This is a genomic window from Hwanghaeella sp. (assembly GCF_965227365.1).
In the GTDB taxonomy this organism is placed as follows: domain Bacteria; phylum Pseudomonadota; class Alphaproteobacteria; order UBA8366; family Aestuariispiraceae; genus Hwanghaeella.
In genome coordinates, this window is sequence record NZ_OZ245754.1 from 1,286,141 (window position 1) to 1,311,834 (window position 25,694).

At 60.9% G+C, this 25,694-nt stretch carries 2 protein-coding genes; both read left to right on the forward strand.

All coding sequences use genetic code 11. From position 1 onward, the window contains the following. Window positions 1-29: 29 nt before the first annotated feature. Window positions 30-3,029, forward strand: coding sequence for an HlyD family type I secretion periplasmic adaptor subunit (locus ACQK2G_RS05705; RefSeq protein ID WP_425404061.1), 3,000 nt, complete (start codon window positions 30-32; stop codon window positions 3,027-3,029). Between the two features lie 1,526 nt (window positions 3,030-4,555). Continuing rightward, window positions 4,556-25,684 carry an Ig-like domain-containing protein gene (locus ACQK2G_RS05710; RefSeq protein WP_425404062.1) on the forward strand — a complete coding sequence of 7,043 codons (21,129 nt, stop codon included), beginning with the start codon at window positions 4,556-4,558 and terminating at the stop codon, window positions 25,682-25,684. Window positions 25,685-25,694 lie beyond the last annotated feature (10 nt).

Consider the following 25,694-nt stretch of genomic DNA (forward strand, 5'->3'; position numbering starts at 1 on the left):
CACGAAAAACAGCCCGGGCGGGATTTCTTATGCTGGAATTGTTGCGTCGTCTGTTCGTTTCACCTTGGAGCGCGTTGCTCCTTGTCGTGGCGTCGGTCTTGGCCAATGTGTTGGCGTTGGCTCCCCCGCTTTTCGTCATACAGATTTTCAATCGCTTCCTTGCCGTTGGCGAGGTTTCGACGTTGCTCGCGCTGGTCAGTGGTACGGCGATCGCGATCCTCTTCGAATTGATGCTCCGTTCCACGCGTTTCCGGTTGGCCCGTGCCCAGGGGGCGGTGCACGACCTGCATCTGTATACCGGTATAGGGTCGCTGCTCAGTCTCGCCTCGCCCCGGCAACTGGCCGGATATCAGTCGGATCGGAAGAACGACCCGATAGAGGCCTTGTCGCGTATCCAGTACGGGCATGGCCCCCAACATATCTGCAGCCTTCTGGACTTGCCTTTTTCTTTTGTATTTGTCGGCATCGTCTTCCTGATCGATCACAGACTTGGCACGATTGCCGGGGGCGGCGCCCTTCTTATGTTGTTTACGACGGTCTTTTTGGCGCGCCGGCAACAGTCGTTGTTTTCCCGTTTGACGGCGGAGGCGGGGATCCAGGCCACGCGCTTGCGACACGCAATGTCCGTTGCCCGCCGGATGCGGCTCTTCGTATCGTCGAACGCGTTGATCGAAACATGGCGCGAGCTCGCCGCCGATCAGGTCAATCTCGCTCGTATCAGCGCTCAACGCGTATCTACACAGCAGAATATCTCTCTCGTCCTTCAGGCGGTCCAAACGGTCGCCCTTATCTCCGTCGGCGCTCTTCTTGCGTTGAAGGGGGAATTGGATGTGGGGTCGCTGATCGGCGTAAACATCCTTGCGGCACGGGCGCTGGCCCCGATTTCCCGGTTCGCGGCGGCGCTTGAGGCCGCGAACGGTGCAAAGGAAGCGCTTTGTGTCATCGGGAAATTGAAAGATCTGCCCAAGGAAGCGCAGCGCCAGGGCTCGCTGGTTGGTGACCTGCGTTCCGTGGAACTTCGGAATCTTGGCCTTCGGCAGTCTGACATGTCGGTGCCCTATTTCACCGACGTCAATCACACGGCCAAGCCGGGCTCAATCACAGCCGTGTATTGCGACGATGCAAATGCGACATTGGCGATGCTGGATGTGATCGCCAAGTTGCGTAGTCCGAGCGAGGGCGGCGTTCTTGTTAATGACGTCAACTTGGAGACGCTGCCTTTCGAGTGGTGGCGCATGCAGGTCGGGTTCGTTCCGGCCCACCCTGTTTTCGTCGCGGGAACCCTCGCGGAGAACTTCCAGCGTGTTCGTGATGAAGACCGGGAGGGTATCCTGGCGGCGCTGGAGAAAGCAGGAATCCGAAAGGCGGTGGAGGCCCACCCGCATGGGCTGAACATGCCCTTGTCGCCAGAGGGCGAGGGCCTGCCAGCGGAGGTCAGATGGCGGATCGGCTTGGCGCGCGCGATCTATTTCGATGCGCCGATCATGCTGGTCGAAGACCCTATCGAGGTGCTGAGCAGGGATGTAGAGGAGTACGCACTTAAAAAATGCCGGGATTGGGCCAGCGACGGCAAGCTCGTCTTCATTGGTACGACGGTGGCGGACCACGCTAGGACCACGGACTACGTTATCGAACTCCGCCGCGGCCAGAAGGCGGCCGTAGCGGTGCGGCAAGGCGAAACGGTCGCAGAAAACGCATTGCCTTCTTTCACGAACACGGCAGCAAAGGTGTGGGATGAGGAGGAGAAGCCTGTCCGCGACCTGCCTCGACTGCGCTGGCTTGCCCAGGGGCTGACGGCACTCGTGATCCTGTTCTCCGGCGCTCTCGGTTTCTGGGCCTATACGGCAAAGCTGGACACGGTGACGACCGCGGATGGCGAAGTCGTGCCCTCCCAACAGGTTCAGTCTATCGAAAGCTTGGAAGGCGGTATTGTGGCGCGAATCCTCGTCTCGGAAGGCCAGGACGTGGAACGGGGTGAGCCATTGCTGGAGCTACAGTCGGTCGCCAGCGATGCCGATATTGCGGAACTTTCGTTCAGGCTTGCCTCATTGCGTTTGGCCAATATCCGGCTTGAGGCGGAGATAACCCAGTCGGAAAAAGTAGAGATCCCGGACGAGATCAAAAAGCGTTTCAGCGGCTTGTCGGAGAAGACTGAGGCCCTGTTCCGTTCGAGGCAGGCCCGTCTGCGGAACGATCTTGCCGTTCAGGCTCAGGTCGTCCGTCAACGCGAACAGGCAATCGTGGAAATCCGCACGAAGATCAAGAGCACGGAGCGGCAATTGCAGGTCGTCTCCGAGCAGGTCGACATCTCGGACTCGCTGCTCTCAAGCGATCTGACCAGCAGGATGCTTCACCTCAATCTGGTGCGCGACTTGACCGGCCTGGAAGCGGAACTCGCGCAAGCAACGGCCGCGATCAAAACGGCGCAGGCGGCGCTCGAAGAAGCGAAAACCCAGCGAGAGGTGATATTGTCGGCTGCTGAGGAGCGTGCCCGCTCCGAATTGGAGGAGGTTTTCCAGCAATACGGCGAATTGACCAACCGGATGAGCAAGTTGGAAGATACCAAGGAACGAACCGTACTCCGGTCGCCCATGGATGGCACGGTTAAAGCTTTGTCGACCTTTACCGAAGGCGCAGTGATCGGCCCCGGTGAAGTGGTGGCGGAAGTCGTTCCCCTGAACGACAGCTTGCTGATCGAAGCACTCCTCCCCGTGTCGGAAGTGGGCTTCGTGGCGGCCCATATGCCTGTCCGCATCCGCCTCGCCACGCGGGATGCTTTCAGGTTCCAGCCGATCGACGGCGTTATCCAGCGCGTGAGCCCGGATACCTTCGCACAGGATGAGGGCGAGACCTTCTACAAGATGATTGTTAAGACCGAGCAGCGTGTCTTTCAGGGGGCGGCGTCCGAATATGCGCTCGTTCCCGGCCTGAAGGTGCGGTGCTCAGTTCTTCTGGGCGGGCGAACAGTCTTCCAGTATCTTGCGGACCCGTTGTTGCGCGGAATGGGCCTCGCGTTCAGGGAGAGGTAGGGCAGATGAACACATCACCTTGCCGGAGACGCGTTTCTTTTCCAAGTCTGCATCTTGCTGAGTTGGCGAAGCATTCGGTTTTTTTGCCAAGAAACGATGGCTTTTCTTCGGGCGGAGTATATCGCAGATCTTGTAGAGCATTTGCTTTGGGAGCAGGCGACAGTTTTCCCGTATCTTGTTGGGAAAACGAGTTTTTCCGCCGTTCATGCCGTTTGGTGTGACGCAGAATCTGGCATCTGTACGGAATATATTTTCTCCGAAAGGCTTTTGAAGCCTCGTCAGACTGTTTAGCGACAAACCAGCGTTCCCTCGTTCAGATAAAAGTAAATTCATAGGCGGGGTTCAGCATTACGCCCTCTTTTATAGTGAGGGCACGTTTCCCCTCTTCTTTCGAAACAAGCGCGCTTCCTGCGCTAGTTGAGTTCACGGTTTCATCGGGTCCGGCGGCAACTGGTCGTGACGGAAATAACAAATGGTCGGATGTTGATTTTCGAATGGCCGGTTGCGTGCTGTCCGTTAGTCGCGAGCGGAGAGAGCACGCATTTGTCCCAGATTGACAACGAACAGAATTGAAGTCGCGCTGTCGGATCTCCGTGTTGTCCTGATCTCGGGTGGGGCGGCATTCCGGCAGGGTGACGCAGGCGAACTGCATGACAGCAGGTAGTGTGCCCTTTCTGATCCCGGATGATGCGACCAATCTGCGTTCTGTAGTCGACGATCCTGTCGTATCCATCTGATGGCTGGAACGTGCCATGATCGATGAGATCAAGCGTGCCCCCCTGATCTGATTCTGCCGAAGAAGGTCGCGCTGAAGAGAACAAAACGCTTGGTGCTTCGATCTCAAGGTCTCGGCCAAAGTTAACTGGCGTTCGAAAGTTGGTGGTCTCGTTTGCTAGTTCAACGGAAGTTCAATCTTTCTTGCCTGTGCATCGTCTGATTACGGCACTTGATCCAGGGATCAGATTTGGCGCGGCATCTTCCACAGGCCGGGAATGCTCTTTGAATTTCTCGAAGTTATTCAAACAATATATAGAAATAACAGAATGCACGCAAAAGAGAGATTTTGATTTTCTTTTTTACTTGATTGTCTTGCAGATTTAAAAAACATGTAATGCTAGAAATATGGAAAAAGCGGTATTTGAATCCGCTAAAATGTGAACCAATATTCACAATATGGATGAAAATACCATATAACTCTTAAAGTTTTACAGATGTTAAAAATGAGAAGTGAGTTGTCTACGATATTGCCGTTGACCGAAATTTTTACTCGGAACACTGTTATGCATCCGAAGATTGTTTAGACATACAATCATAGAGGGATGTGGAACAGGGGGCGTGTAGTCGGGGTTGTCAAAAAAATGAATTTTGGTCAGGTACTTGATCGAAGCCGACCGAAATAGAAAAAGCATGAGCGGTTCTATACACTTATCGCTCTCCAATCCGGGTCAATTTCACTTCAGTGTCCCCCTACGACATCCATGAGGCCGGGCCATTTAGGTTCTGGCCGCGAATGGGAGGATGTAGGGATGGACACGGCCTTGATCGGCGAACAGCTTGTCAACAGCTTCACCGAGAACAGTCAGAACAATGTCCGGTCGGTCACTTTGATCGACGGATCCTATGTGCTGGTGTGGCAGTCCGTCGGACAAGATGGTGACAGTTCCGGCGTTGTTGCGCGGCGTTTCGATGCCGGCGGCGCGCCCCTGGGCCCGGAGATACTGGTCAACACGACCACACGAAATGATCAGTCCCTGCCTGACGTCGCGGCGACGGCGGACGGTGGATATGTCGTCGTCTGGCAGTCCCGCGACCAGGTCAATCCCGCCGACAACACCTTCGATATCATCGCCCAGCGTTTCACGGTGGACGGCGACCGGCTGGGCGGCGAAACCGTCGTCAACGACGGCATCAACGTTAGCGAAGGCGAGCCCTCCGTCACCGGGTTCGTGGACGGCGGTTATGTCGTCACCTGGTCGGAGAATTCCGCCATCGACGGCAGTGGCCAGAGCATCGTCAGCCAGCGTTTCGACGCGACCGGCGCCAAGGTCGGCGGGGAGACTGTTGTCAACGTCGACAACTTCCTCTCTACGCAATCTCAGCCTGAAACAGCGGCGCTGGTTGATGCGCTGGGCGACAATGCCGGCCATGTGGTCGTCTTTACGTCCAACACCTCCGGGACGACGGGTGACGGGTCTTCGAACGGCATCTTTGCCCGTGTATTCGACGCAGCGGGAGTTGCGCTAGGTCCGGATTTCCAGGTCAATACAACGACGGCCCAATCGCAAGCAGATCCGGAAGTCGCTGGCCTTGTCGGCGGTGGTTTCGTGGTCGTCTGGGATGACAGTTTTAATGCCGACGGAAGCGGCTTCGGTGTTTTCGGCCAGGTGTTCGACAATACCGGCACCCCGGTGGGCTCGGAGTTCCAGGTCAATGTAGAAACCTCATCCTCCCAGTTCGATCCGTCGGTGACGGGAACCAGCGACGGCGGCTTCGTCGTCACCTGGACGTCCGTTAGCTCGGGCGGGGCGGGCGACGGCAGCGGGACGGGTGTCTTTGGACGCCGGTTCGACGCCACTGGTCTGGCGACCAGCGGGGAGATCCTGATCAACGAAGAGACCTCGAGTACGCAGGAAAAATCTACCGTCACCGCGCTGGCGGACGGCGCCTTCGCGGTGGGGTGGGTCTCCACCACCTCAGGAAGTGCCGGCGATGGTGACCTTGACGGGGTCTTCCAGCGTGTCTTCGGCGACCCGGTGCTGGTTGCTGCGCCCAGCGCCAATCCGGGCCTCGAGGCGATTTCCGATTCCCGATCGTTCACCGAGGCGGAGGCGGCTGCCGGCCAGCTTCTTGACCTGGACGGGGCTGCGGCCGTGTCGGACCCGGATTCCGTCGATTTCGACGGTGGCCGACTGACCGTGTCGCTTCTCAGCAAAACTGAACTCAACGACGGCTTCGGCATCCAGGATGCCGGCGGACAGGACGAATTCGGCCTGCATACTGGCGCGCGCGTAAGCGTCTTCGGCGCCGACGTCTCGGTGGACGGAACCCTAATAGGCACGATCGTTTCCGACGGAACCGGCGGCGCGCCGCTGATCGTGGAATTCAACGCCAGTTCCACCGCGGGCCTGATCGAAGTGCTGGTGGAAAACCTGACCTACCGCAACGTCTCCGACGATCCGGATGGGGAGCGTTCGGTCCAGGTGCACCTGTCTGACGGCGACGGCGGCGGGTCGGAAACCCAGGTGGTCGATATTTCCATCACACCGGAGGTCGATATCGACGGCTTCGCCCGGCGCGAAACGCAGGTGAATACCCAGTTCATCAATGATCAAACAAACCCGTCGGTCGCAACGCTGACGGATGGCGGATGGATCGTCGTTTGGACGTCGCAGAATCAGGACGGCAGCGGCAGCGGTGTTTTTGCGCAACGCTACGATGCGAACGGCATTGCGGTCGGGGACGAGTTCCAGGTCAACCAGACCACCTCTTCCACTCAGATCGACGCCAGTGTCGCCGCGCTGAACGACGGCGGCTTCGTGATTGCCTGGGAAGGTAATGGACCTGGCGATGGGGCCGGCGTTTTCTTGAATCGGTATGACTTAGCCGGCACCCTGGTTCCGGCTGAGACAGAAGTACGGGTTAACACGGAAACCAGCGGCAGTCAGTTCGATCCCGAGGTCGTCGGGCTGACCGACGGCGGCTATACGGTGACCTGGGTGTCAAACACCTCCGGTGCGGCCGGCGACGGCAGCAGCCAAGGCGTGTTCACGCAACGCTATACCAACACGGGCGCGCCAGTTGGCGGCGAAACGCTGGTAAACGAACAGATCGACGGGGCGCAAAACGATCCGGAAATGGCGGCCTTGGCCGGTGGTCGAGCCATTATTGTTTGGACATCGGATACCAATGGACTGGCCGGGGACGGCAGTGAAGATGGTATTTTCGCCCGTTTCATCGATCAGTTCGGTGTCGTAGATGGACCGGAATTTCAGGTAAATTCGTCGACTCTGAACAATCAGACACAGCCGGTCGTTGCGGAACTGGCGAACGGGGAAATCGTCGTCGCCTGGACGTCCAGCGAGCAGGACGGTAGCGGAAACGGCGTGTTCTACCAACGCTTCACCAGCGCCGGCGTGCCGGTCGGCGAGGAAGTGCGTGTCAACGACGAAACCTCGGGTGCACAAGATCGTCCCGCCGTTGCCGCTTTGGATGACGGGCGGTTTGTGATCTCCTGGGATTCTGCAAACTCGGGGACGGCGGGCGACGGAAGTTTTGACGGTCTTTTCGCACAGGTCTTCGACGCCGACGGCACTAGGCTCGATTCCAAATTTCAGGTGAACACGGAATCAGGCGGGAACCAGGGCTTCTCGCAGATCGCCGCGTTGCCGGGCGGAAATCTCGTCGTCGTCTACGAATCGAATCTGACGTCCTTTGTAGGTCCGGGCGGGGATGGGGACCGCACTGGTATCTTCCAGCAAATCATCGCCGACCCGGCGAGTTTCCTGGTTTCCGATGAGCCGGTGTTGGAAGGCGTGGAGCAGACCTTCAGCATCGCCGAAGGCGCCGCGCAGGCGGGCGCAGAAGTCTTCCCCGGCGGTCTCGTTCATCTTACGGACCCGGACTCGACCGATTTCGCTGGCGGGGAACTGCGCATCCGATTGTTGAACTCAGATGCGAATGCGGAGGATTACTTGCCGCCGGACGATACGTCGCAGGACAACCTCAGCTTCGCCGGGCCGCGTATCGGCATCGTCGGCTCCGATCTGTTGGTAGACGGTATCGTTGTTGGGTTGATCACGGCGGACGGCTCTGCCGGCGGCGAATTGCGGGTTACCTTCAACCCCTTGGCTACCGTCGAGCGCGTGGAAGCGGTGGTCGCCGCGCTCACCTACCAGAATCCGTCTGACAATCCGCGGACCGACCGCACCTACCTGTTGACGCTGGACGACGGCGACGGCGGCTTCACCGAGAATCTACCTTTCACAATTTCCCTGACGCAGGAAGCGGAAGCAGTTGCCCCGGAGCCGGTCGGGGGCGAGCAGCAAGTCAACGCCTTCACGCCGAACGATCAAACTGATTCCGAAGTTGCCGTGTTGGGCGACGGTGGCTGGGTCGTGGTGTGGACTTCCAGTACCCAGGGCGGCATCCATCAGCAGCACTATTCCGCCGATGGCGACCGGATCGGCCCCGAAACCCAGGTGAATACGGGCGACACCACGGCGGCGGCGGATGCCGTTGTAACCGGGTTGGCGGACGGCGGCTGGGTCGTGATCTGGGAGGAAACGAACGCGATCCTGGGCCAACGCTACGATGCCGCCGGTTTACCGGCTGGAGCCGAGTTCGTGGTCGACGACACCACCGGCTCAGTGCGGGACGCCGCGGTCAGTTCCTTCGACTTGGCGGACGGTGGCGGTTTCGTCGTCGCATACAGCGGCAGCGGCCCGGGCGACAGCTCAGGCGTCTTCTTCCGCCGCTTCGACGCGGCGGGAACGCCGCTCGACGTCACTGACCAGCGTGTCAACACGGAAACCTCCAGCACCCAAGACGAGGCGGACGTCACGGTCCTATCGGACGGCCGTTTCGCGGTGACCTGGACTTCCGTTGCCTCCGGTACGGCGGGCGACGGGTCAAGCGACGGCGTGTTCGTACGTATTTTCAACACCGACGGCACGCCGGCGACGGGCGAACTTCCCGTTAACCAACTGACGAACAGTTCGCAGAACGATTCCGCCATCGCGGCGCTCCCAGGCGGCGGTTTCGTGGTCGTCTGGGAAGACAACAGCGGACAGGACGGTAGCGCGGCGGGCGTCGCGGCACGGTTCTTCGACGGCACAGGTCTACCCACCAGCGATCAGTTCATCGTTAACGAGGAGCGCAGCTCTACTCAAAACCAGCCAGATGTCCAGGTGCTGAGCGACGGGAATATTCTGGTCACCTGGACGTCCGCCAACAGCGGGACGGCCGGTGATGGCTCGGGAGCTGGCGTCTTCGGCCAAATCCTGTCGGCGGCGGGTGCGCGTATCGACGGTGAATTCCAGATCAATACGGAATTCTCCTCAACGCAGAACAATTCCTCGGCCGCTGCGTTGCCCGGTGGGAATTTCGTGGTCACCTGGGATTCCACCACCTCTGGCAGCGCCGGCGACGGCAGCTTCGATGGTGTTTTTCAACAGATTTTCGGCGACCCGGCGGCCTTCAGCCCGGGCGCCGCGCCCATCCTGCAGGGCGTGCCGAAGGCGGCAACGCTGAACGAGGCGGACTTGAATGCGGGGCTGACCCTGATCGACCCGGACAGGACCATCGCGCTGGGCGATGCCGGGGTGTCCGGGTTCGACGGAGGTGTCCTCACCCTGCGGATCGACGACCCGAACCCGTTGACCGACCAGTTCCCGGGCCCCGATGGCAACAGTCAGGATATGCTGGGCATCGTGCCGGGCGACAACGGGAACGGTGCGGTTACCGTTGCCGGGCCGGCGGTTTCGGTCGACGGGGTGGTTATCGGCACCATCACCTCGGACGGGCAGGGGGGGAGTCCGTTCGTGCTCACCCTCAACGCGTCGGCCACGGTGGAAGCCGTAGAGGCGGTGCTTGGCCAAATAGGCTATGCCAACGTCTCCGACGACCCGGTGGATGCGAGACGCATCGCGCTCGACCTGACCGACGGCGACGGGCTTAGTGCGCCCACCGAATTCATTGACCTGTCGATCGTTCCGCAGACGGATAATGCGCTGGTCGCGCAAACCGAGCAGCGCGTGAACGCACACGGGGATCACAGTCAGTTCGATCCGCAGATTGTGGAGCTTACAGGCGGCGGGTTCGTCGTGGTCTGGACGTCAACCAACCAGGACGACCGCGGAACTTTCGACAACGGTGTCTACGGCCAGTTGTACGCAGCGGACGGCGCACCGGTAGGCCAGGAATTCCAGGTCAACACGACGACGTCCTTAACCCAAGAACGTCCGGTTATAGCTGCAACCGCGGACGGCGGCTTCGTCGTCGCGTGGCAGGGGGACAGTCAGGACGAACCCGGGATCTTTGACCTGGGCATCATCGCGCAACGGTTCGATGCAGCGGGCGCTAAGGTCGGCGGCGAATTCATCGTCAACGACGACGGCGATCCCCTCACCAACGCAGATGTCGATAATAGTCAGTTTGAGCCGGACATCGCGGCCTTCGCGGACGGCGGTTTCATTGCGGTCTGGCGGTCCGATCAGGGTGACGGCAGTGGCGATTCTATCATCAGCCAGCGATTCGATGCCGCCGGTGCACACGTCGGCGGGCAGACCGTCGTCAATGTGGTCAATACATCCTCAACGCAGTTCGATCCCAGCGTCGCGACGCTGGTCACCGATACAGGTACGAATGCCGGGCATGTCGTCGTATTCACCTCTGTCAGTTCCGGCGCGACCGGGGATGGCAGCAGCAACGGTGTCTTCGCGCGGATTTTCGATGCGGTGGGCGTGCCCATCGGGAACGATTTCCTCGTCAACACCAACACTTCGAGCGACCAACAGGAACCGTCGGTCGTTGGACTGAACGGCGGTGGATTTGTCGTTGTTTGGTCGGACCAGTCAAGTCTTGACGGTTCCGGTACTGGTGTTTTTGCGCAACTCTATCAGAACGACGGCACGCCTGTAGGACTTGAGTTCAGGGTCAACGATTTCACTAGCGGTACGCAAAGCGAACCGGACGTGGCGGCCCTGGCCGATGGCGGTTTCCAAGTAACCTGGACGGACAACAACGGCTTGGACGGCAGCAGTACTGCGGTCATCACCCAGCGTTATACCGCCACCGGGGAGCGAGTGGACGGCCAGCAGATTGTAAACCAAGTTTCCTCAAGTTCGCAGTTGGACTCCTCGGTCGCCGCGTTGTCCACCGGCGGATTCGCCGCGGTGTATGAGAACAATGCGTCCGGTGCCGCCGGTGGTGACGGCTCCTCCACGGGTGTCTTCCTGCGGGTCTTCGAGGATCCGGCCAACATCCGGCAGACCTCCCCCATCCTGCGTGATCTGGATTTCGGGGTGACGCTGAACGTCGCCGACGTGAACGCCAGCCTGACGGTGCTGGACAACGCGATCCAACTGGACGACCCGGACGGCGGCAATTTCGCCGGTGGCCGGATCGAGATTTACTACACCTCAAACGGGCAACCGGACGACATCTTGGGAATTGCCGGGACCGGCTTAGTGTCCGTGAATGGGGTGACCGGGGTCGTCTCCGTCAACGGAACCGTGGTCGGCACCATCGCCGATGACGGCACGGCGGGCCAGCAGCTTTCGGTCGACCTGAACGCCAGCGCCGATGCGGCGGCGGTGCGGGCGATCCTGGAACAGGTTGCCTTCTCCAGCCCCACGGCCCTTTCGGGCGAGCAGCGGGGCATCGGTTTCCTGGTCAGCGACGGCGTCGGCGGACAGACCGAACCGGATTCCATCCTGCTGACCATCGGGTCGGCCAGCGGGTCGGGCCTGCGCCTCACCGACGTGGGCGTCGCCGAGCGCGGGCAGCCGCTTTCCGTAGGCCCGTATGACGAGGATGCGCTGCAGGCGGCCCCGGTCGTCATCGACGCCGCGGTCGACTTCGAGGATTTCGTCGGGACCGGCTTCGACGGCGGGTTCGTGCGGCTGCACTACAATACAGCCCTGACGAGCCGTATCGGCAGTTTCGCGGAACAGCTCTCAATCCAGGATGTAGGCACAGGTGCAGGACAGATCGGGTTCGACGGCACGACCGTGACCTTCGGCGGCGTCCCAATCGGGACGATCAACGGTACGGCGGACGGTGTCGACGGGAATGAATTGCAGATCGACCTGAACGCCGCGGCGACGGCCGATGCGGTCGACGCCCTGATCGAGAACTTCACCTTCGCCATCGACCACGAAGGTCCCGCGGCCAACCGGTCGATGTTCTTCCAAGTGTCGAACGGATCGGCATCGACGAGTTCGTCCAGCTTCACCCTCAACATTAGCCAAACCGATGAATCCCCGGTTCCCACAGGCGGTGAGGAACAGGTCAACACTTTCATCACCAGCACGCAGCAGGCGCCCCGGATCGATAAGCTGGACGACGGCGGTTACATTGTAACCTGGATCTCCTCGTTCCAGGACGAGCCAGGCTCGAGCAACCGGGGGATTTTCGCGCAGCGCTACAATGAAGCCGGCCAGGCTGTCGGGCCGGAGTTTCAGGTCAACGACATTGCCGTTGGCGATCAAATCCAGGCGCGCGCGGGCGGCCTTAGCAACGGCAACTTTGTCATCCTATGGACAGAGGCCTCTGCCCGCGACGGCTCGGGGCAGGGCGTCTTCGGCCAGCTGTTCGACCCGGACAGCAATCCGATCGGATCGGCGTTCCAGGTGAATGATGAATTCTCCTCGACCCAAAACCAATCGGAACTAGCACCGCTTACGGGTGGCGGTTTCATGGCGATATGGACGTCCGCTCAATCCGGAACGGCCGGCGATGGCAGTAGCAACGGTATATTCGCCCGGGTCTTTGATGCATCCGGTGCGCCGACGGCTGGCGAATTCCAGGTCAACACGTCTGTCAGCGGAAACCAGAACCGTCCCGCGATCACCACGCTGTCGGGCGGCGACGCGCTGGCCGTGTGGGAGGACAACCAGAACGGCGATATCCGCATGCAGCGGGTGGACGCGACCGGGCAACTCGTCTCCATCGACGGGCTGACCTTGGGCGCGGACGAACAGGCCGTCAGTGCATCCACCACCGGCCAGGACCAGCCGGCAGTCATCGCGTTCGACGGTGGCGGTTGGGTGGTCGTTTGGACCGAGAACGACGGGCATTCCGACGGCGTCTTCGGCCAGATCTTCGCAGCCGACGGTGCGGCTGTCGGGGTTGCCTTCCAGGTCAGCGACACGATCGTCAACACACAGTCCGACCCCGCGGTCGCGGCGATCCCGGGCGGCGGTTTCGTCGTCGTCTGGACCGACGACAGCGGCACGGACGGCAGCGGCAACGGCGTCTTCGGCCAGGCTTATGATGCGACCGGCCAACGCATCGACCGCCAGTTCCAGATCAACGAGGAATTCAGCAGTTCGCAGTTCCAACCCGACGTCACCGTCCTGAACAACGGCACGATTGCCGTCACCTGGGCGTCCGACACGTCGGGCACGGCCGGTGACGGCAACGGGCGCGGCGTGTTCCAGCGGTTGTTCGACGCGCCGCCCCTGCCGGCGGGCGCGGCAAGCCCGACGATCGAAGGGTTCGACGAACAGGTCACCTTGGACGCGGTCGCGGTGAATGCCGGCCTTGTCCTGCTGAACCAGGACGGGGCGCTGGCGCTCACCGATATGGACTCGCCGGACTTCGACGGCGGCTCGTTGATCCTGCAGCGGCAAACAACGACAAGCGCGCAGTTGAACGCCTTGAACGCGGCGGATCAGGAACAGCTTGGGGTGCTGGACGGCAACGGGGTCAGCGTCGACCCGGTTACCGGCGTGGTCACCGTCGACGGCGTCACGGTAGGAACGATCGACGCCACGGATAACGGTGTCGACGGTTCACCCCTGCGCATCGATTTTGCGCCTGGCGCGACCGTGCCGCGGGTGGAGAAGGTGATCGAACGGCTGGCCTTCTCCACGCCGTCGACCGATCCGATCCTCTCCCGCGACCTTGTCTTGCAGGTCAGCGACGGCGATGGCGGGTCCAGCGGTCCGCAGATCGTAACCGTCGACCTGATCAACACGCTGGTCCGTCCGCAAACGCCCTTCGGCGACGAGGAACAGGTCAACACCTTTACGCCCGGTGCCCAGACCAACAGTGAGGTTGCGACCACCTTCGATCCCGTCACGGGCCAACCGAACGGGTACGTCGTCGTCTGGCAGTCCAGCAATCAGGACCGGTTCCAAGCCGATGAGCCCGGTATTTTCGGTCAGCGCTACGACCTGGACGGTCAGCCCATCGGCGGCGAGTTCCAAGTCAATTCCTTTACCGAATTCACGCAGTCCGTACCCGATGTTATTGGCCTGGCGGGCGGCGGTTTCGTGGTTTCCTGGACCAGCGACAGCTTTGCGGACCCTGTGGCTCTCGCGGCGGGCGATACCAGTTCCAATGCCACAATCGGGCAGATCTTCGATGCCGATGGAAATCCGCTCGGCGGCAACATCCTTCTGAACGATGGAAGTACCACCTCAGAAAGCGCCGTCCGGTTGGCCGCGCTGAGCAACGGCGGGTTCGCGGCGACCTATGACGATCCGGGCCTCGACAGTTCGGGCGGGATCGGGGTCCAGATCTTCGATGCGACCGGAAATCTGGTCGCGACCGAGTTTGCGGCGAACACTTTCACCCCGAACGTTCAGTTCGACAGTTCGGTGGCCGGCTTGGCCGCAGGCGACCGGTTCGTTGTGGTGTGGACCTCTCGCAATCAGGACGTCCCAGGTACTAACGCTGACGGCGTGTTCGGGCAATTATTCTCGAACGCTGGCGTCCCCATTGGAACGGAATTCCAGGTCAACACGACGACGGCGGGAGAACAAGAAAACGCGGAAGTGGCCGCGCTGACCAACGGCGATTTCGTGGTCGTTTGGGAAGACAGCAACGCAACCGACGGCAGCAGCACCGGCGTGTTCCAGCAGCGCTACGCCAACGACGGCAGGCCGATCGGTGCGCAGACCTTGGTGAACGAGTTGACGAATTCAAGCCAATTCGACCCGTCGATTGTTGGGTTGAGCGACGGCGGCTGGGTCGTCACCTGGACGGACAACAGCGGCATTGACGGCAGCGGCCAGGGTATCTTCGCGCAGGTCTATGCCGCCGACGGCAGCCGGGTGGACGGGCAGTTCCAGGTCAATACGGAATTCTCCAGCACCCAGAATCTGTCTTCCGTTGCGGCGTTGGACGGGGCGGGCTTCATCGTCGCCTATTCCTCCGCAACCTCGGGAACGGCGGGCGACGGCAGCAGCACCGGCGTCTTCCAGCAGGTCTTCAAGACAGGTGGTGGCACGCCGTCTGCCGATCCGGGCATCGTCGGCCTGTCGCAGACCGTTGGTATGAACGAATCCGACTTCGCGGACTTCGTCGCCTTGGACCCGGCGGTTGCATTGGGAGATACAGATTCCGCCAACTTCAACGGCGGTGAATTGCGCCTGACCAACGTCGCCAATGATCTGGTTCAGCCGCAATTCTCCGGGCAGGATGACGGGACGCAGGACCAGTTCGGCCTGGTTACCGGTGGCCACGCGACGCTCTCGGCTGGTGTGGTTTCCGTCGACGGTGTGGCGATCGGGACGTTGGTCGAGGATGGCGCCGACGGCGCCGACTTCGCAGTCAGCCTCAATGCGGATGCGACGCCGGACAGGGTTGAACTGCTGGTTGAAAGCCTCGGCTACCGCAACGCTTCCGACGATCCGTTGCCGCAACGGCTGGTCGCGCTGCAAATCCAGGACGGCGCGGGCGGGGTTCTGCGCGAAACGATTACCATCGACATCGCGCCAGAAATCGACGGCGTCGAAATAATAGGCGGCGAACGCCAGGTGAACAGTTTCACCACCGGAAACCAGTTCGACCCAGATATAGCGGACTTGTCCGGCGGCGGCTTCGTGGCGGTCTGGACTTCCGTTAACCAGGACGCCACCGGCGACAATAGCGCCGGGGTCTTCGCGCAGCGCTTTGATGCATCGGGCGCGGCCATAGGCGGCGAGTTCCAGGTTAACACCACTACTATTTCCGATCAGCGGGAAGCCAAGGTCGTTGGCCTGGCCACCGGCGGCTTCGCGGTGGTGTGGGAAAATAACTCCCCTGCGAACGTCGCCTTCCAAGTCTATGATGCTTCGGGTGCGGCCGTCGGCGGAGAGTCGGTAATCGACAGTCCGAACTTCTTTGAGGAGACAGAGCCGCAAATTGCTGCATTCTCCAACGGGGACTTCGCCATCAGCTTCGATGGGCGAAATTCGTCCACCTTCGTCAACCAAATCGGGGTCCAACGCTTCAACGATGGCGGCGCGCCGGTGGGGTCTGAGACGGTAATATCAGATCCGTTATCCAACAGCTTCAGCCAGTCCGCCATTGCGGTGCTCTCTGACGGGACGTCGGTCGTCAGCTTCACTGCTCCTAGTCTGGACGGGAGCTTCAACGGGATCTTCCATCAGCGTTTCGCCGCCGACGGGTCGGTCATTGGCGCGCCGGTCCAGGTGAATACGGCAGTTTTTGGAAGCCAGAGCGACTCCTCCGTCGCCGCCATCGCGGGCGGCTATGTGGTGGTTTGGACTTCCGACCGCGGTGACGATTTCAGTTTTACTGGTAGCAGTTTCGGTGTTTACGGCCAGCGATTCGACTTGGCCGGTAACCCGGTTGGGCGGGAATTCCTGGTCAACGAAATTGTAGATAACACACAGTCCGACGCGGAGGTGGTAGGACTCAGCAACGGTGGATTTGCTGTTACGTTCTCAGACTCCAACGGAACCGACGGTTCCGGTGTCGGTGTTTTCGTGCAGCAGTACAACGCGCTTGGGAATCGCGTCGACGGCCAACTACAGGTGAACGAGCAGACCTCCTCTACCCAGGAGGCGCCAGCGATTGCGGCGCTGCCGAATGGCGCCTTTGTGGTGGCGTGGGATTCCATCACCTCCGGTACCGCGGGTGACGGGTCAAGCGACGGTGTGTTCCTGCGTATTCTGGGCGATCCGGCGGACTTCTCGACCGGCGGGGAGCCGGTGCTGGACGGGATCAACGTCCAGGTCACCTATGTTGAGGATACGGTCAACGCCGTCCCGCAACTGATCGACGCCAACGGTGCGGCAGCCGTGTCGGACTCGGATTCCGCCGATTTCGATGGCGGGTCGATCCTGGTTTCCAACGTGATCGCCTCCGCGCCTTTGATCGATCAGATCAACCCCCCGGACGACTTGACCCAGGATGTGCTGGGCCTGCGGCAGACGGACCGCATCTCCATCGTCGGGAACGACGTGTCGGTTGATGGCACACTTGTTGGGACAATCGTGCAGAACGGCTTGGGTGGTGCGCCGTTCGAAATTCTGATGAATGTGAATTCCAATCCGGAAATCGCGGAACTGCTGGTCGAGAATCTGACCTATCGAAACCTGTCCGACGATCCGATCGAGACACGCCTGCTGCGCGTGCAACTGACGGATGGCGACGGCGGGGTCTCGGAACCGCAACTCGTCGAAGTGACGATCCTGCCATCCATCGATGCGGCGACACCGCGTGGCGGCGAGCGGCAAGCGAACACGGAAACCTCCTCCACTCAGGACGAACCCGCGGTCACGACGCTGGCGAACGGCGACTTCGTTATCACCTGGACGTCTACGACCAGTGGTACGGCCGGCGACGGTTCCGGTGAGGGCGTTTTCGCTCAACGGTTCGATGCCATTGGCAACCCGGTTGCTCGCGATGGCACAGCACTCGCCTCCGGTGCCACAGACGAATTCCAGGTGAACAGTCAGACTAACAGCGGCCAGTTCGATAGCGCCATTGCCGCACTGGACGACGGTGGTTTCTTGGTGACCTGGACGTCGCAAAACAACGCTCCCGCCGGCGACGGTTCGGGGAATGGAGTTTTTGGACAACGCTATGACGCCAACGGAGTCGCGGTTGATCTGGACGGCGTGACGCCGTCGGTCGCAGGATCGGGCGAGTTCCAGGTCAACGTCCTGACATCGTCAACCCAGAACGAATCTGATGTCGCCGGTCTCTTGGGCCCGAATAGCGGCGGCTGGGTTTCTGTGTGGACCTCGATCACCAGCGGCGGCGCCGGCGACGGCAATAGCGAGGGTGTGATCGGCCGGATTTACAATGCCAGCGGCGTTCCTGGCTCCGAATTCGTGATCAACACAGAGATTCTGTCGGAGCAGGACACTCCGGCGGTGACTGCCTTGTCCGACGGCGGTTTTTTCGTGACCTGGCGGTCAGTCTCGACCACCTTCGATCCCGCGATTGGGACGATTCCGGCAACGGCCGATGGCGATCGCTCCGGCGTTTTTGGGCAGCGATTCGATGCTGCCGGTGCTCCGGTGGGGACGGAAGTCCAGATCAACAGCTTCGCCGAAAACCACCAGTTCGAACCGCGGGTCGAAGTATTGGACAACGGCAACCTGGCCGTCGTCTGGACCGACAGTATCCAAGACCAGTCCGGCAGTGGTATTTTCGCCACTATCCTGGACGGGACGACGGGTGCGCCGGTGGTCAGCGAGTTCCGGGTGAACGATCAGCGGATTTCTACGCAGGAACAGCCGGATGTGGCGGCGTTGGACAACGGCGGCTTCGTTGTTGTCTGGAATGATGGAAACTTCACCGACGGCAGTTCTGACGGCATTTTCGCCCAGCAATATGACGCAAACGGGGCCCGCCTCGACAGTCAGTTCCAGGTGAATACGGAAACATCCGCGGATCAATTCGATCCGGCCGTCAGTGCTCTGCCGGGCGGCGGGTTCGTCGTCGCGTGGACCTCGGATACCAGCGGTACCGCCGGGGACGGAAGCGGTCGTGGCATCTTCTATCAAGTCTATGGCAACGACGCGCCGAGTGTTTCCCCCGTCTCTGCTGACGGGTTCGAGGACACGCCTTTGGTGTTGGACGCGGCTTTCTTCGACGCGGGCTTCAATGACCCTGAAGGGCAGACGCTGCAGGCGGTGCGCGTCGACCTGTTGCCGAGTCCGGGATCGCTTACCTTGTCGGGGTCACCCGTTCTGCCGGGGCAGGAGATTTCCCGTGCCGACCTGTTGGCGGACAACCTGGTCTATACCGGGTTCCAGGACTTCAACGGGGTGGATTCCTTCCTGTGGACCGGCTCGGACGGGACCAGTTTCTCCACCGACATCGTGCAGGCGACGCTGAACATCGCCCCGGTCAACGATGCGCCGGGACTGGAAGCCGGCGCGGATGCAACGGTCGGGGAGGGGCAGTTCTTCTCCCGCAGCCTGGTCTTGACCGATCCGGATCCGGATACCCGGACGATCTCGGTCGATTTCGACGGCGATGGCGTGCCGGACCAAGTTTTCGACTCCGGCAGCAATACCCCGTCTATCAGCAACACTTTCACCACTGAAGGCGTCTTCACCGTCACGGTGACGGTAGACGACAATGCCGGCGCGGCGAACTCCGTCGAGGTGGATACCTTTACCGTAACGGTGCAGAACGCGGCCCCCAACGCCATCAACGATTTCCGCACCATCAGTGAAGACGGCCCACCCGAAGACATAAACGTTCTGGGCAATGACAGCGATCCAGGCGGCGATCCTATTTCCATTCTGGACATTGCGGGGGGCGGGAACACTGTGGGTAGCCCGATTACCTTGCCGTCGGGCGCGATCGTCACGCTAAACGCGGATGGTACCATTGCTTATGATCCGAATGGACAGTTTGAAGGTCTGGCCGACTTCCAAAACGGGTCGGACAGCTTCACCTACACGATCCAGGACGACGCGGGTCTGACAGACACCGCGACGGTGTTCGTTACCATCGACGGGCAAAATGATGCGCCGGATGCGGTGGACGATGCGATTGTCGCAAACAACGACAGCGCGATCACCGGCAATGTCCTCAACGACAACGGCCTGGGCGCCGATTTCGACGTTGATGCGGCCAATACGTTGACTGTGACCGCCGTGAACGGCGTCGCGGCGGATATCGGCAGCCAGATCACCTTGCCGTCGGGTGCGCGGTTGACGCTCAACAGCAACGGAACGTTCAACTACGACCCGACGGGGGCGTTCCCGCTGGCCGGGGTCGACAGTTTTACCTACGACATTTCCGACGGCCGCGGTGGCACGGATACGGCGACCGTCAACATTACTGTGAACAATGTGAACGACGCGCCAGTGGCGCATCCCGATACATTTACGACAGACGAGGAAACTACCCTTACCGGCGGCAACGTGCTTGCCGACAACGGCGCCGGGCCGGATTCCGATGCGGACGGCGATACGCTGACCGTGACGCAGGTGAACGGGTCGGTGTCCGATGTGGGCTCACTTATCACACTGTCCTCTGGGGCGCGGTTGACTCTCAACAGCGACGGAACTTTCACATACGACCCTAACGGCCAGTTTGAATCGCTGGGCGTGGGTGACACGGGTATCGACAGTTTTACCTACACGATCGAAGACGGGAACGGCGGCTCCGACAGCGAAACGGTCACGATCAATATCTCCGGGGTAAACGATCCGCCTGACGCGGTTGGCGACAGCGCATCGACCGACGAAAAGACGGCTGTTGCGGGGAACGTCTTGACCAACGATACGGATATCGATGGCGGCGCGCTCAGCGTGACCGAGGTCAATGGATCCGCTTTGGCCATCAACACTCAAACGACTCTTCCGTCGGGCGCGCTGATCACGCTGAACGCCGATGGGACTTTCACATACGATCCCAACGGACAGTTCATCAGTTTGGGCGTCGGTCAGAACGGAAGCGACAGCCTGACCTATACGATCTCGGACGGCAACGGTGGGACGGATATTGCGACACTTTCGCTGACGATTTCGGGTGTCAACGACGGTCCGACGGCGGCCGACGACGACGTGACGGCGAGTGAGGACCTTGCCCTAAACGGCAACGTTTTGGCCGACAACGGAAACGGGGCGGATAGCGACCCGGACAATGGCGACACGCTGACGGTCACAGCGGTGAACGGCAATCCCGCCTCTGTCGGGTCGCCGGTAACCTTGTTGTCCGGTGCACTGCTCACGCTGAATGCATCGGGTACATTCGTCTATGACGCCAACGGCCAGTTCGAGTTCCTGAACTCCGGCGAAATCGCGTCGGACAGCTTTACCTACACGATTGAAGACGCAAGCGGCGTCGCTTCGTCGGCAACGGTGAACGTGACAATTCAGGGCAATGGCGACGCGCCCGTTGCGCAGGACGATTCGTTCACGACAAACGAGGATACCAGTGTCTCCGGATCGGTGCTGGTCGACAATGGCGCGGGCGCGGATTTCGACCCGGACGGTGATGCGCTAACCGTATCCGCCGTCAATGGCGCGGCTGCGGACGTTGGCGTGCCCCTGACCTTGCCGTCGGGCGCGCTGCTGACGCTGAACGCGAACGGGACATTCAGCTATGACCCGAATGGTCAGTTCGAAAGTCTGGCCGTGGGGGCCATCGGGGTCGACAGTTTCACCTATGAAATCGCCGACGGAAACGGCGGTTTTGCAACGGCCACCGTGACCGTCAATCTGGACGGCGTAAACGATCCGCCGGTTGCGCAGCCCGACACGATCGGAACCGACGAGAACACAGCGGTTGTCGACAACGTCCTCGACAATAATGGTTTCGGCGCCGACAGTGATATCGACGGCGATCCTCTAACCGTGACAGAGATCAACGGCGCCGCCGCGGATGTCGGTGTGCAAGTCACGCTGGCGTCCGGTGCGCTGGTGACGCTCGATGCGAACGGCGATGTGGCCTACAACCCGAACGGGCAGTTCGAGGGGCTCGGCGTCGGCGAGCAGACCAGCGACAGCTTTACCTACACGATTTCGGACGGGAACGGCGGGACGGACACCGCGACCACAACCTTCCTGATCTCGGGCGTCAACGATGGGCCTGACGCGGTGGACGACGGGTTCTCCACCCCGATCAATGTCGGTCTCTCCGGCCAAGTGCTGAACGACAACGGCGGCGGCCCGGACAGCGATCCGGACGTCAATGACGTCCTGTCGCTGATTGCCGTCAACGGGCTGGCGGCCAATCTGGGCTCACCCATCACGTTGACGAGTGGCGCGACCCTGACCGTCAATGCGGATGGAACGTTCGACTACGACCCGACGACCAGTTCGTCTCTGGTGCCGACGGATGTCGACACCTTCACCTATACGATCTCCGACGGAAAAGGCGGTACGGACACCGCAACCGTCTCGATTACCTTGGATCCCTTCAGTGGAAACCTTCCGCCGGTGGCGGCGGACGACTCGGGGGCGGGATTCTCAACCGACGAGGACACCGCCTTTACGACCGCGAATGTCCTCCCCAATGACAGCGATCCGAACGCCGGCGATGTTCTTTCGGTTCAGTCGATCGACACGACGGGGACGTTGGGAACGGTGACTGACAATCTCGACGGAACGTTCGACTACAACCCGAACGGTCAGTTTGAGTCTCTGGCGGTGGGCGAGTCTGCGACGGACACGTTCACCTATACGGTCTCTGACGGAAACGGCGGAACCGACACGGCGACGGTCTCCATCCTGGTGAACGGTGTGAACGATGCGCCGGACGCGGTGGACGACGACCGTACGACGGACGAAGACACGCCGCTGACGATCTCCGGTCTGTTGGGGAACGACAGCGATCCGGATACGTCGGATACGCTGTCGATCGCCTCGTTTGACACGACGGGGACGCTGGGGACGGTGACCGACAATCTGGACGGGACGTTCAGCTACGATCCGACCGGCCAGTTCGAGTCCCTTGCGGTGGGCGAGTCTGCGACGGACACGTTCACCTATACGGTCTCTGACGGAAACGGCGGAACCGACACGGCGACCGTATCGGTCAGAGTTGACGGTGTGAACGACGCGCCGGACGCGGTGGACGACGACCGTACGACGGACGAAGACACGCCGCTGACGATCTCCGGTCTGCTGGGGAACGACAGCGATCCGGATACGTCGGACACGCTGTCGATCGCCTCGATCGACACGACGGGGACGCTGGGGACGGTGACCGACAATCTGGACGGGACGTTCAGCTACGACCCGACCGCGGCGTTCAACTTCCTGGCGGTGGGCGAGTCCGCGACGGATACCTTCACCTATACGGTCTCTGACGGAAACGGTGGAACCGACACGGCGACGGTCTCCATCCTGGTGAACGGCGTGAACGATGCGCCGGACGCGGTGGACGACGACCGTACGACGGACGAAGACACGCCGCTGACGATCTCCGGTCTGTTGGGGAACGACAGCGATCCGGATACGTCGGATACGCTGTCGATCGCCTCGATCGACACGACGGGGACGCTGGGGACGGTGACCGACAATCTGGACGGGACGTTCAGCTACGACCCGACTGCTGCGTTCAACTTCCTGGCGGTGGGCGAGTCTGCGACGGACACGTTCACCTATACGGTCTCTGACGGAAACGGCGGAACCGACACGGCGACGGTCTCCATCCTGGTGAACGGTGTGAACGATGCGCCGGACGCGGTGGACGACGACCGTACGACGGACGAAGACACGCCGCTGACGATCTCCGGTCTGTTGGGGAACGACAGCGATCCGGATACGTCGGACACGCTGTCGATCGCCTCGATCGACACGACGGGGACGCTGGGGACGGTGACCGACAATCTGGACGGGACGTTCAGCTACGACCCGACCGCGGCGTTCAACTTCCTGGCGGTGGGCGAGTCCGCGACGGATACCTTCACCTATACGGTCTCTGACGGAAACGGCGGAACCGACACGGCGACGGTCTCCATCCTGGTGAACGGTGTGAACGATGCGCCGGACGCGGTGGACGACGACCGTACGACGGACGAAGACACGCCGCTAACGATCTCCGGTCTGTTGGGGAACGACAGCGATCCGGATACGTCGGATACGCTGTCGATCGCCTCGATCGACACGACGGGGACGCTGGGGACGGTGACCGACAATCTGGACGGGACGTTCAGCTACGACCCGACTGCTGCGTTCAACTTCCTGGCGGTGGGCGAGTCTGCGACGGACACGTTCACCTATACGGTCTCTGACGGAAACGGCGGAACCGACACGGCGACGGTCTCCATCCTGGTGAACGGTGTGAACGATGCGCCGGACGCGGTGGACGACGACCGTACGACGGACGAAGACACGCCGCTGACGATCTCCGGTCTGTTGGGGAACGACAGCGATCCGGATACGTCGGATACGCTGTCGATCGCCTCGTTTGACACGACGGGGACGCTGGGGACGGTGACCGACAATCTGGACGGGACGTTCAGCTACGATCCGACCGGCCAGTTCGAGTCCCTTGCGGTTGGCGAGTCTGCGACGGACACGTTCACCTATACGGTCTCTGATGGGAACGGCGGGACCGACACGGCGACCGTATCGGTCAGAGTTGACGGTGTGAACGACGCGCCGGACGCGGTTGACGACGACCGCACGACGGACGAAGACACGCCGCTGACGATCTCCGGTCTGTTGGGGAACGACAGCGATCCGGATACGTCGGATACGCTGTCGATCGCCTCGATCGACACGACGGGGACGCTGGGGACGGTGACCGACAATCTGGACGGGACGTTCAGCTACGACCCGACTGCTGCGTTCAACTTCCTGGCGGTGGGCGAGTCTGCGACGGACACGTTCACCTATACGGTCTCTGACGGAAACGGCGGGACGGACACGGCGACCGTCTCCATCCTGGTGAACGGCGCGAACGACGCGCCGGACGCATTGGATGATGATTTCGTCACGGACGAAGAGACTGTGTTGAGTGGCAATGTGCTCGATGATAACGGCAACGGGTCAGACAACGATCCGGACACAACGGACGGACGGACGGTGACGGCCGTCAATGGCACGCCTTTGGGAGCAGGGGCGATCACACTTGTGTCGGGTGCCTTGCTGACCATGAACGCCGCGGGCGCCTTTGACTACGACCCGAATGGCCAGTTTGACTCGTTGGCTGTGGGTGAGACTGCGACGGACTCGTTCACATACACGATCAGTGACGGCAACGGCGGCACCGACACAGCAACGGTAACAGTCTCGATCAATGGCGTGAACGACGCGCCGGTTGCGGTGGATGACATTGGGACCGGGTTCGAGACGGATGAGAATACGTCCTTCACGACGGTGAGCGTTCTTGGGAATGACAACGACCCGGATACGTCGGACACGCCCACAGTTCAGTCGATCGACACGACGGGGACAGCGGGAACGGTCACTGACAACACCAATGGTACATTCAACTATGATCCGAACGGTCAGTTTGATTTCCTGGCTGGAGGCGAAGTCGCGTCGGATACCTTCAACTACACGATCTCTGACGGCATTGGGGGCTTTGATACGGCGACGGTGACCGTCACTATAGAAGGCGTGAATGACGCACCTGAGTTTTTGTCGGATGCGCAATTCGCCATTGACGAAAACCTGACGGATGTTGGGCTCGTCGTAGCGGCAGATGTCGACATCAGTGACGTCCTGACTTACTCGATCGAGGGTGGCGTGGACGGAACACTGTTTGACATCGACGCTGGAACGGGCGCTCTGAGCTTCCTCAGCGCACCGGATTTCGAAGCTCCGTTGGATAGCAACGCGGACAACATCTATGCCCTGACTGTGGGTGTGTTCGATGGCACAGACCTCGTAACGCAGGATATTGAGGTCTCCGTCAACGACGTCGACGAAGGTGGCAGCGGACCAAACTTGGTTGAGGGTACCGCTGGCAGCGATGTTCTGATCGGTACTGCCGGCGAAGACATCATCGTTGGCAATGGCGGAGCATTCGACTTTATGTCGGGCGGTGCCGGAGCCGATATCTTCGTTTTCAGTTCAACGGCGGGTGGTGCCGGTCGGGAAATTGGTAACATAGCCGACTACACGCCTGGCGAAGACCTTATCGACCTTGCTGGGAGTACCGTGTCGTTCGACTTCAGCACCGGATCGACAACCTACCTTTTCCTTGATGGTGGTGATTTCGATACGTTGATAGTGAACGGAGCAGCAACGCTTGGCGATATCGACTTTGTTTAAACGAACAGGA

What these genes read in the sequence shown, in the direction of transcription:
- ACQK2G_RS05705 (WP_425404061.1), top strand. Translation starts at nt 30, where the DNA reads ATGCTGGAATTGTTGCGTCGTCTGTTCGTTTCACCTTGGAGCGCGTTG.
- ACQK2G_RS05710 (WP_425404062.1), top strand. Translation starts at nt 4,556, where the DNA reads ATGGACACGGCCTTGATCGGCGAACAGCTTGTCAACAGCTTCACCGAG.